This window comes from Streptomyces sp. ME02-8801-2C, from assembly GCF_033793965.1.
Taxonomy (GTDB): domain Bacteria; phylum Actinomycetota; class Actinomycetes; order Streptomycetales; family Streptomycetaceae; genus Streptomyces.
Genome location: NZ_JARAXP010000003.1, coordinates 286,138 through 301,550, shown reverse-complemented (window position 1 = coordinate 301,550; position 15,413 = coordinate 286,138). Strand labels below are relative to the sequence as shown.

Sequence of the window (15,413 nt, the reverse complement as noted above, 5' to 3'; positions counted from 1 at the left end):
TATCTAGGCCACGCACCGCTGATGCTGTGTGTGCACGTTCCCACAATGTTCCGAAGTGACCGAATCAACCGGGAGACATTCCATGCCGGAGACCACCCCCACGGGCCTCACGAGGCTGGCCTTCGGCGGGGACTACAACCCCGAGCAGTGGCCGGAATCCGTCTGGCAGGAAGACGTCCGGCTGATGCGCGAGGCCGGCGTCACGATGGTCAGCGTCGGGATTTTCTCGTGGGCCCTGCTGGAGACGGCACCCGGTGCGTACGACTTCGGCTGGCTGGACCGTCTGCTCGACCTGCTGCACGAGAACGGCATCGGCGCCGACCTCGGAACGCCCACCGTGGCCCCGCCGGCCTGGTTCTACCGGGCACACCCGGACGCGCTGCCGGTCACCCCCGACGGTGTGCGCTACGAGTTCGGCTCCCGCGCGGCGATCTGTCACAGCAACGCCGACTACCGCGCCGCCGCCGCGAACATCACCACAAAACTCGCCGAGCGCTTCGGCGCCCACCCGGCGCTCGCCATGTGGCACGTGCACAACGAGTACGGTGTCCCCGTCTCCGCCTGCTACTGCGACTCCTGCGCCGCCCACTTCCGCCGCTGGCTGGAGACGACGTACGACACCGTCGGCGCGGTCAACGAGGCCTGGGGAACCACCTTCTGGGGCCAGCGGTACGCGGGCTTCGAGCAGATCAACCCGCCGCGCACCGCACCCACGGTCGGCAACCCCGGCCAGGCGCTGGACTACAAGCGGTTCGCCGACGCCACCATGCGCGAGAACTTCGTGGCGGAGCGGGACATCCTGCACCGCCTGTCGCCCGGCATCCCGGTCACCACCAACTTCATGACCGCGCTCAGCCAGTGCGACTCCGTCGACTACTGGGCCTGGGGCCGCGAGGTCGACATCGTCACCAACGACCACTACCTGATCACCGACGGCCGCCGCACCCACGTCAACCTGGCCATGGCCGCCGACCTCACCCGCTCCGTCGGCGGCGGCGCCCCCTGGATCCTCCTCGAGCACTCCACCTCGGGCATCAACTGGCAGCCCCGCAACCCCGCGAAGGCGCCGGGCCAGATGGCCCGCAACTCCCTCGCCCATGTGGCCCGGGGCTCCGAGGGCGCGATGTTCTTCCAGTGGCGCCAGTCGCGGCGCGGCGCCGAGAAGTTCCACTCGGCGATGCTCCCGCACGGCGGCACGGAGACCCGCGTCTGGCGCGAGGTCGTCGAACTCGGCGCGTCCCTCGACTCGTTGGCGTCGATTCGCGGCACGCGCACGGTCGCCGACGTCGCCGTCCTGTGGGACTGGCACTCCTGGTGGGCGCAGAACCTCGACTGGCGCCCCAGCGAGGACCACGACGCGCGCGAACGCGCCGACGCCTTCTACGAGGCCCTGTACGACCGCCACCTCACGGTCGACTTCGCCCACCCGGAAGCCGACTTGTCGGCCTATCCCCTTGTCGTCGTTCCCGCGCTGTACCTGATGACGGAGGCAGCCGGGAACAACCTCAGGGAGTACGTCGAGAACGGCGGCACCCTCGTCGTCTCCTACTTCTCCGGGATCGTCGACGAACACGACGCCGTGCACGCGGGCCCCTACCCGGGCGCCCTGCGCGACGTACTCGGCCTGACCGTCGAGGAGTTCTCACCGCTCCTCCAGGGCGAGGCCGTACGCATCACCGGCCCCGACGGCTCCGAGCTGACCGGTGACGTATGGACCGAGTTCGTCGTCCCGCGTGGCGCCGAGACCGTGTGGACGTACGCAGACGGACTCGCCGCCGAGCACCCGGCCGTCACCCGTCACCGCCTCGGCGAGGGCACCGCCTGGTATGTCTCGACGCGCCTCGACGCGCACGGCCTGGACGCCCTGCTCGGCTGGGCCACCGAGGACGCCGACCTCGCACCCCGCGCCGAACTGCCGCGCGACGTCGAACTCGTCCGCCGCACCGGCGAGTCGGGCACCTACCTGTTCGCCGTCAACCACACCGCGTCGGACGCCAAGGTGCCCCTGGAGGCCCCGGGCACCGAACTGCTGACCGGCGAACGAGCCGCGGGCCGCCTCGCGCTGCCCGCCGGTGCCGTCCGGGTCGTACGACTCGACGACTGACTCCGACGGCCGAGTTCGACAGCCGAGTTCGACGGCTGAGCCGCAAGTTCCCCTCCGCCCGTGCGTGCCACGAGAGCCGCGGGCGGAGGGGGTCCCCTCCCGCCCCTCAGGAGGGACACCCCCACCCCATCACGTCGAAGGGACGACGGACGACGATGTTCCATCCCAGACGCACACCCAGGCGCGCACTCAGGGCCCTGCTGCTCCCGCTCGCAGCGGGCCTCGCCCTCACCGCCCTCCCCGCCACCTCCGCGCAGGCGGCGAGCACCCTCACCAACGGCGGCTTCGAGGCCGACGGTTCGGGCGTGGCGACACCCAACGGCTGGTCGGAGTACGGCGACACGGGTGCCTCGTACGTGGAGTCCGGTGGCCACGGCGGGAGTTACCGCCTGTCCCACTACTCCGCCGCCGCCTACAAGGTGGAGACCTACCAGTACCTGTCCGGGCTGACCAACGGCAACTACAAGCTCACCGCGTGGGTGCGCTCGGGCGGCGGCCAGAAGTCGGCCTACATAGCGCTGAAGAACTGCGGCAGCGCCGAGCAGCGCACCGACCTGCCCGTCTCCGCGAGCGGGTGGATCCGGATCGTCGTGCCCATCGCGGTGACGAACAACCAGTGCACGATCAGCGTCAACTCCGATGCCAACGCGGGCAACTGGATCAACGTCGACGACCTGACCTTCGCCTCCGGCACGGGCGGCGTGCCCGTCAAGGGCGCCGACATCTCCTCCCTCCCCAAGAGCGAGGCGCTGGGTGGCACTTACAAGACCGGCTCTGGCGCGACGACGGACGCGCTCACGGTCCTGAAGAACTCCGGCATGAACTACGCGCGCGTCAAGGTCTGGGTCAACCCGGCCGACGGCTACAACAACAAGGCACGCGTGCTCGCCATCGCCAAGCGCATCAAGGCGCAGGGCATGAAGCTGCTGGTCGACTTCCACTACTCGGACATCTGGGCCGACCCGGGCGCCCAGTCCAAGCCGTCCGCGTGGGCCGGACACTCGTACAGCCAGCTGAAGACGGACGTCTACAACCACACGTACGACGTGCTCAACGCCCTCAAGTCCCAGGGCACCACCGCCGACATGGTCCAGGTCGGCAACGAGATCAACGGCGGCATGCTGTGGTCCGAGGGCTCGACCGACAACTGGTCGCAGCTCGCCGGGCTGCTCAACTCCGGCTACAACGCGGTCAAGGCGGTCAACTCCGGTACGACCGTGGCGCTGCACCTGGCCAAGGGCGGGGACCTCTCGGGCACCCGCTGGTGGTTCGACAGCGCGGTCTCCAACGGGGTGAAGTTCGACGCCATCGGCCTGTCCTACTACGGCTACTGGCACGGTTCGCTCTACGACTTCCAGACCACCCTGGACGACGCGGCCGCCCGCTACGGCAAGCCGGTGTTCGTCGCCGAGACCGCCTACCCCTTCCGCCTCGACAGCAAGGACTCGCACGAGAACATCATCGACACGACCGGTGAACTGGTCTCCGGCTACCCGGCGTCCACGGCCGGGCAGTCGGCCTGGTTCCGGGACATCCTCAACATCGTGGAGGCCGTTCCGAACGGCCGCGGACTCGGCGTCTTCTACTGGGAGGCGACCTGGACCGCGGTCAACGGCAACGGCTGGGACCCCACGGACGCCGCCTCAGGCAACGGCTGGGAGAACCAGGCACTGTTCGGCTACGACGACAGGGCCCTCCCCGCGATGACCTGGTTCAGCCACCGCTGAGCCCGAGGTGACACAGGCCCGGCCGCCCGAGGGGTGGCCGGGCCCCGTCCATGGCTTGTCCGCCGGCTCGTGAGTGCCGGTCGGGCGGCGTGCGGCCCACGCACCCCCGGCGTTACGCTGGTGACCGGCCACGATCCCCGCTCGTGGCGCGGCGGTGGGGCCCGCCGTACCCGAACCGCGGCAGCACCGCCGCCAACGGTCCCTACTTGCGCACAGGGGCGCGCCCGCACCTCGCGGCGCCGGCGAGTAGGAGACGTACGACCATGACAGCCCCCGACATCCGGACCGGGACCGTCGCCGCGCCACCACGCCCGTCCGTCCTGCGGGGGCAGGCGCCCGTCGTCGCGGTGGTCGCGATCGGCGGCGCGATCGGTGCCAGTGCCCGTTACGCGGCCTCCCTCGCCTGGCCCGCCCACACCGGCGGCTTCCCCTGGACCACCTTCTGGACCAATGTCGTCGGCTGCGCCGTGATCGGCGTGTTCATGGTGGTCATCACGGAGATCTGGGCCGCCCACCGCCTCGTACGCCCGTTCTTCGGCACCGGTGTCCTCGGCGGCTTCACCACCTTCTCGACGTACGCCGTCGACATCCAGAAACTGGTCGACCACGGCCACCCCGGCACCGGCCTCGCCTACCTCGCCGCGACCCTGCTCGCGGCGCTCACCGCCGTGACCCTCGCGGCGACCGCGACCCGCCGGATCCTGAAGCGGAGGCGACGATGACCAGGCTGACCGGCAGCGCCCTGCGGGTGACCGTCCTCGTCGGCGAGCACGACACCTGGCACCACCGACCGCTCTACTCGGAGATCGTCCACCGCGCCCGCGCCGCCGGCCTCGCGGGGGCGAGCGTCTTCCGCGGCATCGAGGGCTTCGGCGCGTCTTCCCTCATCCACACCTCCCGCCTGCTTTCCCTCAGCGAGGACCTCCCGGTCGCGATCGTCATTGTCGACACCGAGGAACACGTACGGTCCTTCCTGCCGCAGCTGGACGAACTCGTCACCGAGGGCCTGGTGATCCTCGACGAGTGTGAGGTCATCCGGTATGTCGGCCGCGCCGGAGGGAAACCCGGCGAAACGGACGAGAAGGGTAAGAAGTCGTTGTGAACTGGCTGCTCGTGATCGCGGGCGGAATGGTCGGCGCACCCCTCCGCTATCTCACCGACAGGGTCGTCCAGTCCCGCCACGACACGGTCTTCCCCTGGGGCACCCTCGCCGTCAACGTCACCGGCTGCCTGATCCTCGGCCTGCTCGCCGGCGCCGCGCCGGGCCCGAACCTCCAACTGCTCCTGGGTACGGGCCTGTGCGGCGCGCTGACCACGTACTCGACCTTCTCGTACGAGACGCTGCGACTGGCCGAGGACGGGGCCGGACTGTTCGCCGTCGCCAACGTCATGGTGAGTGTCCTGGCCGGTCTCGGGGCCGCTTTCGCGGGGGTGTGGGTGGGCGCGGCGCTGTAGGTGAGGGGCGTTCTGGCCTTGTCGGCGTGTAGTAGGACTGACCCCGCCGCTGCCCGTACCTCTCCAGCAGAACTGGATTCCATGAGCGCCATCTCCGTCGGTCAGGCCGTCGTCCTCGGAGCCGTCGAGGGGGTGACCGAGTTCCTGCCGGTCTCCTCCACCGGCCATCTGAAGATCACCGAGGGGTTGATGCACATCCCCGTCGACGACAACGCCGTGGTCGGGTTCTCGGCCGTCATCCAGGTCGGCGCGATCGCCGCCGTGCTCGTGTACTTCTTCAAGGACATCGTGCGGATCGTCTCCGCGTGGGGGAGGGGCCTGCGAAACCGCGACGAGCGCCATCACCACGACTACAAGTTCGCCTGGTGGGTCATCTACGCGACCATCCCGATCGTCCTCGTGGGTCTCGCCGCCAAGCCGCTGATCGAGGGCCCGCTGGCCTCGCTGTGGGTGGTCGCCGCCTCGCTGATCGTCGGAAGCGGCGTGATGTGGGCCGCGGACCAGATGGGCCGGCACAAGCGCGGCGAGGACGACACGTCGTTCAAGGACGCGATGCTGGTGGGCAGTTCGCAGATCCTGGCCCTTCTCTTCCCCGGTTTCTCCCGCTCCGGCGCCACCATGTCCACCGCCCTGATCCTGGACCTCGACCGGGTCGCCGCCACCCGTCTCTCCTTCTTCCTGGGCATCCCCGCCCTGACCGGCGCCGGGCTGTACGAGCTGAAGGACGCCCTGGGCGCGGGAGTGGGGGCCGCGCCGCTCGCCGTCGGCACGGCGGTGTCCTTCGTCGTCGCCTACGGCTCCATCGCGTGGCTGCTGAAGTTCGTCGCGAAGCACTCCTTCAACGCGTTCGTGATCTACCGGATCGTCGTGGGCGTGCTGCTCTTCGGGCTGCTGGGCGCGGGCGTACTGAACTGAGCGACCACTGGCGTTTGCACAGCTCAGGCCGGTTGTTCCAGCCGGTCGGGGTTGTCCGCCCGCAGGCCGGGCGGGCGCCGTGCGGGGCGGCGGTCAGGTGGGACCGCCAGGCGCCCGCCCGGGACCACAGCCGCGTGGCGGGCGCTCGCCGGTGAGGCGCGACGCCGAGCCGGTCCGGCGCCACGCGCAAGGGCGTCGAACCCGCTTCTTCGCCACCCACACCCCTTGACAGGGTCGTCCCGCACCCGCAGGATCACCTCCGTGAACCTGTCAGACAGCCAGACAGGTGGCTCGGTGCCGCGGCGCGTCAGCGCGATGGAAGCGGTCCTCGGTCATCTGCGCAGCGCCATCGAGCGCGGAGATTACGCCGTGGGGGACAAGCTCCCCTCCGAGGCCGAGCTGTGCCGGCGCCTGGAGGTGAGCCGGCCCGTGCTGCGGGAGGCCCTGCGGGCCCTGCAGACCATGGGCCTGACCGTCTCCCGGACCGGCAAGGGCACCTTCGTCGTGTCCAGCACCGTCGAGGACCCCACCTTCGGCGACTACGCGGCCAGCGACCTCCTCGAAGTCCGCCGGCACGTCGAGATCCCGGTCGCCGGCTACGCGGCCGTACGGCGGACACCCGAGGACCTCGACCACCTCGCGCACCTGCTGGAGCGCATGGAGCACGAGACCGACACCACCGCGTGGGTCGCCATGGACACCCTCTTCCATCTGGCCGTGGCGCAGGCCGCCCAGAACCCGGTGTTCCGCCGGGTGATCGAGGAGATCCGGGACGCGCTGGCCCGTCAGTCGGCCTTCCTCAACGAGCTGGGCGGTCGGCGCGAGCAGTCCAACCGTGAGCACCGGGCGATCGTCGAGGCGCTGATCGACCGCAGCGAGCAGGACGCGGTGGCGGCCATGTCCCACCACCTCGAGCGGGTCTCCACGACCCTCACCGACATCGTGCGCGCCGCGCACACGGATGCCCCCACAGAAACCCCCACAGAACCATCCACGGAAGGCGGACCCGAGGCGTGAGCGAGCAATCCCTCCAGGACGGGCCGGCGAACGGTACGGCGCAGCAGAAGGCCGTGCACGTGGACGCCGGTGACGCGGGCTACAGCAAGTCGCTGAAGTCCCGGCACGTCAACATGATCGCCATCGGCGGTGCCATCGGCACCGGCCTGTTCCTCGGCGCCGGCGGCCGGCTGGCCGACGCCGGCCCGTCCCTCTTCATCGCCTACGCGGTCTGCGGCGTCTTCGCCTTCCTCGTGGTGCGGGCCCTGGGCGAACTCGTCCTGTACCGGCCCTCGTCCGGCGCCTTCGTGTCGTACGCCCGTGAGTTCCTGGGCGAGAAGGGCGCCTACGTCGCAGGCTGGATGTACTTCCTGAACTGGGCCACCACCGGCATCGCCGACATCACCGCGGTGGCCCTCTACACCCACTACTGGGGCCTGTTCTCCGACATCCCGCAGTGGGTGCTCGCGCTGATCGCCCTGGCGGTCGTCCTCACCGTGAACCTGATCTCGGTGAGGATGTTCGGCGAACTGGAGTTCTGGTTCGCGATCATCAAGGTCAGCGCCCTCGTCGTCTTCATGCTGATCGGCATCTTCCTGCTGGTCACCCAGCACGAGGTCGACGGCACCACCCCCGGCCCGTCCCTGATCACCGACAACGGCGGCGTCTTCCCCAACGGTCTGCTGCCCATGCTGCTGATCATCCAGGGCGTCGTCTTCGCCTACGCCTCCGTCGAACTGGTCGGTGTCGCGGCGGGCGAGACCGAGAACCCCGAGAAGATCATGCCGAAGGCGATCAACTCGATCATGTGGCGCGTGGGCCTCTTCTACGTCGGCTCGGTGCTCCTCCTGTCGATGCTGCTGCCGTGGAACAAGTACACGTCGGGCGAGAGCCCCTTCGTGACCGTCCTGTCCAACATCGGCATCCCGGCGGCCGGCGGCGTAATGAACCTGGTCGTCCTCACGGCGGCCATGTCGTCGCTCAACTCGGGCCTGTACTCCACCGGCCGCATCCTGCGCTCGATGGCGATGGCCGGTTCCGCGCCGAAGTTCACCGGCAACATGAGCCGCAGCCAGGTCCCGTACGGCGGCATCCTGCTCACCAGCGGCTTCTGCGTACTCGGCGTCGGCCTCAACTTCGTCGTCCCCGCAGACGCGTTCGAGATCGTGCTGAACTTCGCCGCGATCGGCATCCTCGCCACCTGGGGCATGATCATGGTCTGCCACCTGGTGTTCTGGCGGAAGACCGAGAACGGCGAGCTGACCCGCCCGAGCTACCGGCTCCCCGGCTCCCCGTGGACCGAGCTCGTGACGCTGGCCTTCCTCGCCTCCGTCCTCGTCCTGATGTACGCCGACGGCGGCGCCGGCCGCACCACCGTGCTGTGTCTCCCGCTGATCGCCGCGGCACTGGTCGCGGGCTGGTACGGCGTCCGCGCCCAGGTGGCCCGCAAGGCCGCCGAAGCGGCCGGAGAACCCGGGTCCGGGTCCTCCACCTCCACCGGGTCGGCCGGAGCCGACGCGTGAACCACGCAGTGATGCACGATGCAGTCATGCAGGAAGCAGTGCAGGCAGCCATGTACGGCAGTTCTCTCGCGGACGCTCCCACGATCCGCGAACCCCTCCACTCACCCGTCGCGCACCTCGTACGCGGCGGGGTCATCGAGGGCGTCCACTACGGGTCCGTCGTCGTCCTCGGCGCCGACGGCCAGGTGGAGCTCCAGGTGGGTGACATCGAGGCGGCCTTCTACCCGCGCTCCGCCCTGAAGCCGGTCCAGGCCGTGGCCATGCTCAGGGCGGGCCTGCCCCTCGACGGCGAACTGCTCTCCCTGGCCGCCGCCAGCCACTCCGGCGAGGAACGCCACCTGGCCGGCTCCCGTCGCATCCTGGAGCTGGCCGGCCTCGGCGACGACGACCTGCGCAATGTGACGGACCTGCCGTTCGACCCGGTCGTCCGGGACGCCTGGATACGCGAGGGCCGACTGCCCTCCCGCCTCGCCCAGAACTGCTCCGGCAAGCACGCGGCCATGCTCTACACCTGCAAGCTCAACGGCTGGCCCCTCGACACCTACCTCGACCCCGGCCACCCCCTCCAGCAGGCGATCGCCGAGATCGTCGAGGACCTCACCGGCCAGCGCATCGCCCGGGTGACCGTCGACGGCTGCGGCGCACCCCTCTTCTCCATCTCGCTGCACGGCCTGGCCCGCGCCGCGGCCCGGATCACCACCGCCGCCCCGGACACTCCGGAGGCGCTGGTCGCCGACGCCATGCGCGACCACGCCGAGATGGCCTCCGGCTCGGGCCGGGACGTGGCCGCGCTGATGCGGGCCGTACCCGGACTGCTCAGCAAGGACGGCTTCGAGGGCGTCCAGGTCGCGGCCCTGCCGGACGGCCGCGCCGTCGCGGTGAAGATCGCCGACGGCGCGAACCGGGCCCGCGTCCCGGTCACGGCGGCGGCACTCGCGCGGGCCGGCGTCGACCCGGCGGTGCTCACCGAGTTCGCGGGCGAACCGCTGCTCGGCGGCGGCGAACCGGTCGGCAGCATCCGCCCGGTCCGCGCCCTGGACCCGCTTCCGGCGGGCCCGACGTACACCTGAGACCGCATCCGTAGAACCCACTCGGACGTGAGCCATGGCCCGGCGGGCGCGGGGCCTTGCTCCAGGCGAACCACGGGAGTTCGCCCGCAGACCCGAACTCTCCCCACCTCCATCCGCGCCAACCACCGAAAGAGGCCCGCCCCACCATGACCGCAGCAGCCCAGCGCAGCGCCGCCGCAGTCCGCAGCGAACACGATCTGCTCGGCGACCGTGACGTCCCCGCCGACGCCTACTGGGGTGTCCACACCCTGCGTGCCACGGAGAACTTCCCCATCACGGGCATGACCATCTCCGCCTACCCGCACCTCATAGACGCCCTCGCCGCCGTCAAGGAGGCCGCCGCCCTCGCCAACGAGGAACTCGGCCTCCTCGCCCCGAAGAAGGCCGCCGCCATCGTCGCCGCCTGCCAGGAGATCCGGGGCGGCAGGCTGCACGACCAGTTCGTGGTGGACGTCGTACAGGGCGGGGCCGGCACCTCGACCAACATGAACGCCAACGAGGTCGTCGCCAACCGGGCGTTGGAGCTGCTGGGCCACGCCAAGGGCCAGTACGAGTACCTGCACCCCAACGAGGACGTCAACCTCGGGCAGTCCACCAACGACGTCTACCCGACCGCCGTCAAGGTCGCGACCGTCTTCGCGGTACGGGAACTGCTCAAGGCGATGGCCGTGCTCCAGGACTCCTTCGCCCGCAAGGCCGCCGAGTTCCACGACGTGCTGAAGATGGGCCGCACCCAGCTCCAGGACGCGGTGCCGATGACGCTCGGGCAGGAGTTCTCGGCGTACGCCGTGATGATCGAGGAGGACCGCAGCCGGCTCGCGGAGGCGGCCCTGCTGATCCACGAGATCAACCTCGGCGCCACCGCCATCGGTACGGGCCTCAACGCCCCCGCCGGATACGCGGAGTCGGCCCGCCGGCACCTCTCCGCCATCACCGGCCTGCCGCTCGTCACGGCCGCCAACCTGGTCGAAGCGACCCAGGACTGCGGGGCGTTCGTCCAGATGTCGGGGGTGCTGAAGCGCGTCGCGGTCAAGCTCTCCAAGAGCTGCAACGACCTGCGGCTGCTGTCCTCCGGGCCGCGCGCCGGCCTCGGTGAGATCAACCTGCCGCCGGTGCAGGCCGGTTCGTCGATCATGCCCGGCAAGGTCAACCCGGTCATCCCCGAGGTCGTCAACCAGGTCGCCTTCGAGGTGATCGGCAACGACGTCACCATCACCATGGCCGCCGAGGCCGGCCAGCTCCAGCTCAACGCGTTCGAGCCGATCATCCTGCACTCCCTCTCGGAGTCCATCACCCATCTGCGCTCCGCCTGCCTCACCCTCGCCGAACGCTGCGTCGACGGCATCACCGCCAACACCGAGGCCCTGCGCGCGAGCGTGGAGAACTCCATCGGCCTGGTCACCGCCCTCAACCCGCACATCGGGTACACGGCTGCCACCGACATCGCCAAGGAAGCCCTCGTCAGCGGCCGGGGCGTCGCCGAACTCGTCCTGGAGAAGGGCCTGTTGCCCGCCGAACGACTCGCGCACCTGCTCCGCCCGGAGATCGTGGCGGGTACGGGCGTCACAAGGTAAGCGGCCGGGGCGCGGGGCTGTGACATCGCGCGGCTCCGCCGCGTGGGCGCGACAAGCCCCCCACCGGGCCCGCGGTTTCACGACAGCCGTCCCACGGAGCGCACAGCACCAGAACCGATCCCGAGGGACAATGACGATCATGGAACCCGCTCCGTCGCCCCTGACCTTCCAGCCGGTCCTGGACCGAATCGCCGAGGAGATCGCCCGTACCCCGGGAAGCGGGCGCCCTGCCGACTACATCCCGGCCCTCGCGTCGCGAGACCCCCGCAGCTTCGGCATGGCCGTCGCCGAACTCGACGGCACGGTCTACGGCGTGGGGGACTGGCGGCAGCCCTTCTCCGCCCAGTCCGTCACCAAGGTGTTCACACTCGCCCTCGACCTGGCCCGCGAGGGCGACGAACTCTGGGAGCACGTGGGCCGCGAACCCTCCGGCAATCCCTTCAACTCCCTTGTCCAGCTGGAGTACGAGAACGGCATCCCGCGCAACCCGTTCATCAACGCGGGCGCCCTCGTCGTCACCGACCGTCTGCACACCCGTACCGGCGACGCGGCCGGGGCGCTCCGCGACTTCTTGCGCGCGGAGTCCGGCAATCCCGGCCTCACGTTCGACAAGGAGGTGGCCGCCTCCGAGGCCGGACGCGGCGACCGCAACGCGGCCCTCGCCCACTTCATGGCCTCGTACGGCAACATCGACAACCCGGTTCCCGACCTGCTCGAGCAGTACTTCCGCCAGTGTTCCGTCGAGGCGTCGTGCGCCGACCTCGCCCTCGCCACCGGCTTCCTGGCCCGCCACGGCATCCGAGCCGACGGCACCCGCCTGCTGACCCGCAGCCAGGCCAAACAGATCAACGCCATCATGCTCACCTGCGGCACCTACGACGCGGCCGGCGACTTCGCCTACCGAGTGGGCCTCCCCGGCAAGAGCGGAGTGGGCGGCGGCATCATCGCCGTGGTCCCGGGCCGCTGCACCCTGTGCGTCTGGAGCCCGGGCCTGGACGAGAGGGGCAACTCGGTAGCGGGCGTAGCAGCCCTGGACCGCTTCACCACACTGACGGGAGTATCGGTCTTCTGATCCTGCGCGGGGGCGCGCCTCAGGGGCGCGGGGAACTGCGCGAACAACCCCCACTACCCCGCACCCGACAAAGAACCCCCAGACATCACCCGCCAGTAACTCCCAGTCCCCCGCCCGGAGGGCCCTCCGTCAACCCGCCCTTGCCACGCTGCCCCCGTGCCGCTTCCCCCGACAACGACAACTCTCCCCCGCTGCCAGGCCATAGGCCTCCTCGGCACCGCATGCCTGGCCCTCGGCGGCGAAACCGCCGGCGCCCTCCCCGTACGAGAACTCATAGCACCCTCGACCGGCCGCGCCGCACTGGGCCTCGTCGGCGTCTACTTCGGCGTCGTCCTCCTGATCGCAGCGTGGATGCTGCTGGGCAGACTGGTCCGGGGCTCAGAGCCGCCCACCGTACGGTCCCTGATGCTCGTCCTCGCCGTCTGGGCCGCCCCGCTCCTCCTCGCCCCGCCCCTCTTCAGCCGCGATGTCTACAGCTACCTCGCCCAGGGCGCGATGGTCGACGCCCACATGGACGTGTACACGCACGGCCCGGCCCTGCTCGGCGGCCCGCTCGCCGCCGAGGTCGCCCCGGTGTGGCAGCAGACCGGCGCCCCCTACGGCCCGGTGTTCCTCGCGGTCGCGTCCGGGCTCTCCGGGCTGACCCGGGGCGAGATCCCGGCAGGACTCTTCGGCATGCGGCTGGTCGCGCTGCTAGGCGTCGCGCTGATGGCGGCGGCCCTGCCCCGCCTCGCCCGGCACAGCGGCGCCGACCCGGCCGCCGCGCTCTGGCTGGGCGCCCTCAACCCGCTGGTCCTGCTGCACCTGGTGGCCGGCGCCCACAACGACGCGATCATGCTCGGGCTGCTGGGCGTCGGCCTGGTGGCGGCCCTGGGCCGTTGGCCGGTCCTGGGCGCCGTACTCGTCACGCTCGCCGCCCTCGTCAAGGCACCCGCGGTCCTCGGCCTCGCGGCCGTCGTGGCGCTCCAGATCCGGGCGGGACGCTCTCCCGTCCGGGCCGTACTGACCACGGCGGGCGCGGCAGCCGCGACCACCGTCGCGGCCACCGCGCTGGCCGGCACCGGATACGGCTGGATCGGAGCCCTGAAGACCCCGGTGTCACCCCAGAACTGGGCCCTCACCAGCCTTCTCGGGCGGGCAACGGCCGCCGCGCTCACGGAGATCGGCAGCGATCTCGCGCCGCGCGCCGTCCCCGCCTGGCACGTCCTCGGCATCGTGGTCACCGTCCTGACCATCGCCTTCATATGGCTGCGCACCCCACGCCTCAGCCCGCTCTACGCACTCGGCCTGAGCCTGGCCGTCGTGGTCGTCCTCGGCCCGGCCATCCGGCCCTGGTACGCCCTGTGGGCCCTGTTCCTCATCGCCGCGGCCGCGCCCAGCACCAGCGCGGCGATACGCCACCGCCTCGCGGCCGTCACCGGAGTCGTCGCGCTCCTCGCCCTGCCGAGCGGCGCGCCCGCCGGGACCGAGGAACTGGTCCTGGCCGGCTCCGGCGGCGCACTGGCCGTAGTCGTCCTCTGGCAGGCCCACCAGACGGCCCGGACACCCCTCAGGGAGAGCACCGTATGAGCCCGGTGAGACTGCCCCGCACAGACCGGGAACGGCTGCTCCTGGTGCTTGCCCTCGTCGCCGTGGTCACCGTGTTCACCGCGACCGTGCCCCTGCTGCGCGGCTGGTTCGACCTGCGCGTCTACTACGGGACCGTCGACACCTGGGTCCACCACGGCGGCCGGATCTACGACTACCGGGTGCCGGGCACCACATACGGCTTCACCTACCCGCCGTTCGCGGCCGTCAGCATGCTGCCGATGGCGCTGCTCGGGCTGCGCGCCGCGATCACCGCCGCACTGCTCCTCAACCTGGCGGCGCTCGGCGCGGTGGTGTGGCTGCTCGCGGGGCCCCTGCTGCGCCGGTTCGGCTGGTACGGCTGGGCGTTGACCGGGTGCGCGCTGGCACTGTTCGAACCCGTCCGTGACACCGTCAGCTTCGGCCAGGTGAACCTCGTACTGCTGGCCCTCGTCCTCACCGACGCGTGGCTGCTGACGACCGGTCGGGCCCGCTGGGCGGGCATCGGGATCGGGCTCGCAGCGGCCGTCAAGCTGACGCCCGCCCTCTTCATCGGGCTGCTGCTGCTCGCCGGGCGACGGCGGGCCGCCGGGGTCTCGACGGCCGTCGCCGGGGCGGCGACCGCGCTCGCGGCGTGGGTCGCGCCGGACGCCTCACGGTTCTACTGGAGCGAGGCGCTGTGGGACACCCGGCGCATCGGGGAGGCGGCGTACGTCTCCAACCAGTCGCTCCAGGGCGTGCTGGCGCGACTGGCCGAGCCCGGCGAACCGAGCCGCGCCGTGTGGCTGGTGGTGGTCGTGGTCGTGCTCGGTGTCTGGGCATGGCGGGCCCGCCGTGCCGTCGCGGTGGGGGACTGGTGGGCCGCGTTCGCCCTCACCGCGCTGACCGCGTGTCTGGTCAGCCCGATCACCTGGGTGCACCATCTCGTCTGGCTGCTCCCGTCGTTCGCCGTCCTGCTGCGCACCGGGCACGCGCGCGTGGCGGGCGCGCTGTACGCGGTGCTGTGCACGAGCGTGGTGTGGCTCTGGTTCGACGACGCGTCGGGGGTCGACGGCTTCGTCGGTGGCAGCGCGTATGTCTGGGTCACGCTCGGGTTGCTGCTGTGGCTGCCGGTGGACGGCGCCGGTCAGACCGGCTTCACGCCGCCGATCCGCAACGCCAGCGACACCGCTCCGGCGCCGAGGACGGCCGCCGCGAGGATCGTCCAGGTCTCCGGCCAGCCGGGCCCGCTGTCCGGCGCCACGGTTGCGGCCACTGGCACCGGCACCGCGTTCGCCCGCGCCTGGGGACCCGCGTGCGACACGGGTGGCCGTTCGGCGACCAGCGAACCGACGGGATCGACGCGTCCGGCGGCCCCGAAACCCCAGTCGAGCAACGAGCGGGCCTCCTCGTAGACGGCGTACCCGTCGCC

Annotated in this window: 13 protein-coding genes; all 13 read left to right on the top strand. The window is 71.0% G+C overall.

Translation table 11 applies throughout. The features are described from left to right. The first annotated feature begins 82 nt into the window (after positions 1-82). The 13 genes from PV396_RS10415 (at position 83) to PV396_RS10355 (ending at position 15,396) form a co-directional block, all read left to right on the top strand. Complete coding sequence (locus tag PV396_RS10415; protein ID WP_319202853.1) at positions 83-2,104, top strand: beta-galactosidase; 2,022 nt, start codon at positions 83-85, stop codon at positions 2,102-2,104. Positions 2,105-2,259: 155 nt separating this feature from the next. After that, on the top strand, positions 2,260-3,831 hold the full coding sequence (locus PV396_RS10410; RefSeq protein ID WP_319202851.1) for a glycosyl hydrolase 53 family protein: 1,572 nt from the start codon (positions 2,260-2,262) through the stop codon (positions 3,829-3,831). Between the two features lie 263 nt (positions 3,832-4,094). After that, positions 4,095-4,553, top strand: a complete 459-nt coding sequence (gene crcB / locus PV396_RS10405) for a fluoride efflux transporter CrcB (protein ID WP_319202849.1) — start codon at positions 4,095-4,097, stop codon at positions 4,551-4,553. Continuing rightward, positions 4,550-4,933, top strand: a complete 384-nt coding sequence (locus PV396_RS10400; RefSeq protein WP_319202847.1) for a DUF190 domain-containing protein — start codon at positions 4,550-4,552, stop codon at positions 4,931-4,933. The genes crcB (PV396_RS10405) and PV396_RS10400 overlap by 4 nt, the downstream gene beginning before the upstream one ends. Further along, on the top strand, positions 4,930-5,286 hold the full coding sequence (gene crcB / locus PV396_RS10395; RefSeq protein WP_319202844.1) for a fluoride efflux transporter CrcB: 357 nt from the start codon (positions 4,930-4,932) through the stop codon (positions 5,284-5,286). Before PV396_RS10400 ends, crcB (PV396_RS10395) begins: the two co-directional genes overlap by 4 nt. An 81-nt stretch (positions 5,287-5,367) precedes the next feature. Beyond that, positions 5,368-6,201: an undecaprenyl-diphosphate phosphatase gene (locus PV396_RS10390; RefSeq protein ID WP_319202842.1), complete on the top strand. Its 834-nt coding sequence runs from the start codon at positions 5,368-5,370 to the stop codon at positions 6,199-6,201. Between the two features lie 261 nt (positions 6,202-6,462). Continuing rightward, positions 6,463-7,218, top strand: coding sequence for a FadR/GntR family transcriptional regulator (locus PV396_RS10385; protein WP_319202840.1), 756 nt, complete (start codon positions 6,463-6,465; stop codon positions 7,216-7,218). Further along, positions 7,215-8,720 (top strand): amino acid permease, encoded by a 1,506-nt coding sequence (locus PV396_RS10380; RefSeq protein WP_319202838.1) that lies wholly within the window; start codon positions 7,215-7,217, stop codon positions 8,718-8,720. The genes PV396_RS10385 and PV396_RS10380 overlap by 4 nt, the downstream gene beginning before the upstream one ends. 50 nt (positions 8,721-8,770) lie before the next feature. Beyond that, on the top strand, positions 8,771-9,790 hold the full coding sequence (locus tag PV396_RS10375; protein ID WP_319204045.1) for an asparaginase: 1,020 nt from the start codon (positions 8,771-8,773) through the stop codon (positions 9,788-9,790). Positions 9,791-9,936: 146 nt separating this feature from the next. Continuing rightward, positions 9,937-11,364: an aspartate ammonia-lyase gene (aspA, locus tag PV396_RS10370; protein WP_319202836.1), complete on the top strand. Its 1,428-nt coding sequence runs from the start codon at positions 9,937-9,939 to the stop codon at positions 11,362-11,364. A gap of 139 nt (positions 11,365-11,503) precedes the next feature. Next, on the top strand, positions 11,504-12,436 hold the full coding sequence (locus tag PV396_RS10365) for a glutaminase (RefSeq protein WP_319202834.1): 933 nt from the start codon (positions 11,504-11,506) through the stop codon (positions 12,434-12,436). Positions 12,437-12,592: 156 nt separating this feature from the next. Then, positions 12,593-14,005: a polyprenol phosphomannose-dependent alpha 1,6 mannosyltransferase MptB gene (mptB, locus tag PV396_RS10360; RefSeq protein WP_319202832.1), complete on the top strand. Its 1,413-nt coding sequence runs from the start codon at positions 12,593-12,595 to the stop codon at positions 14,003-14,005. Then, positions 14,002-15,396 (top strand): glycosyltransferase 87 family protein, encoded by a 1,395-nt coding sequence (locus PV396_RS10355; RefSeq protein ID WP_319202830.1) that lies wholly within the window; start codon positions 14,002-14,004, stop codon positions 15,394-15,396. The genes mptB and PV396_RS10355 overlap by 4 nt, the downstream gene beginning before the upstream one ends. The last annotated feature ends 17 nt before the right edge of the window (positions 15,397-15,413 follow it).

Bases quoted from the DNA above. Each gene is read 5' to 3' on its own strand.
- PV396_RS10415 (WP_319202853.1), top strand. From the start codon at position 83: ATGCCGGAGACCACCCCCACGGGCCTCACGAGGCTGGCCTTCGGCGGG.
- PV396_RS10410 (WP_319202851.1), top strand. From the start codon at position 2,260: ATGTTCCATCCCAGACGCACACCCAGGCGCGCACTCAGGGCCCTGCTG.
- crcB (WP_319202849.1), top strand. From the start codon at position 4,095: ATGACAGCCCCCGACATCCGGACCGGGACCGTCGCCGCGCCACCACGC.
- PV396_RS10400 (WP_319202847.1), top strand. From the start codon at position 4,550: ATGACCAGGCTGACCGGCAGCGCCCTGCGGGTGACCGTCCTCGTCGGC.
- PV396_RS10390 (WP_319202842.1), top strand. From the start codon at position 5,368: ATGAGCGCCATCTCCGTCGGTCAGGCCGTCGTCCTCGGAGCCGTCGAG.
- PV396_RS10375 (WP_319204045.1), top strand. From the start codon at position 8,771: ATGTACGGCAGTTCTCTCGCGGACGCTCCCACGATCCGCGAACCCCTC.
- aspA (WP_319202836.1), top strand. From the start codon at position 9,937: ATGACCGCAGCAGCCCAGCGCAGCGCCGCCGCAGTCCGCAGCGAACAC.
- PV396_RS10365 (WP_319202834.1), top strand. From the start codon at position 11,504: ATGGAACCCGCTCCGTCGCCCCTGACCTTCCAGCCGGTCCTGGACCGA.
- PV396_RS10355 (WP_319202830.1), top strand. From the start codon at position 14,002: ATGAGCCCGGTGAGACTGCCCCGCACAGACCGGGAACGGCTGCTCCTG.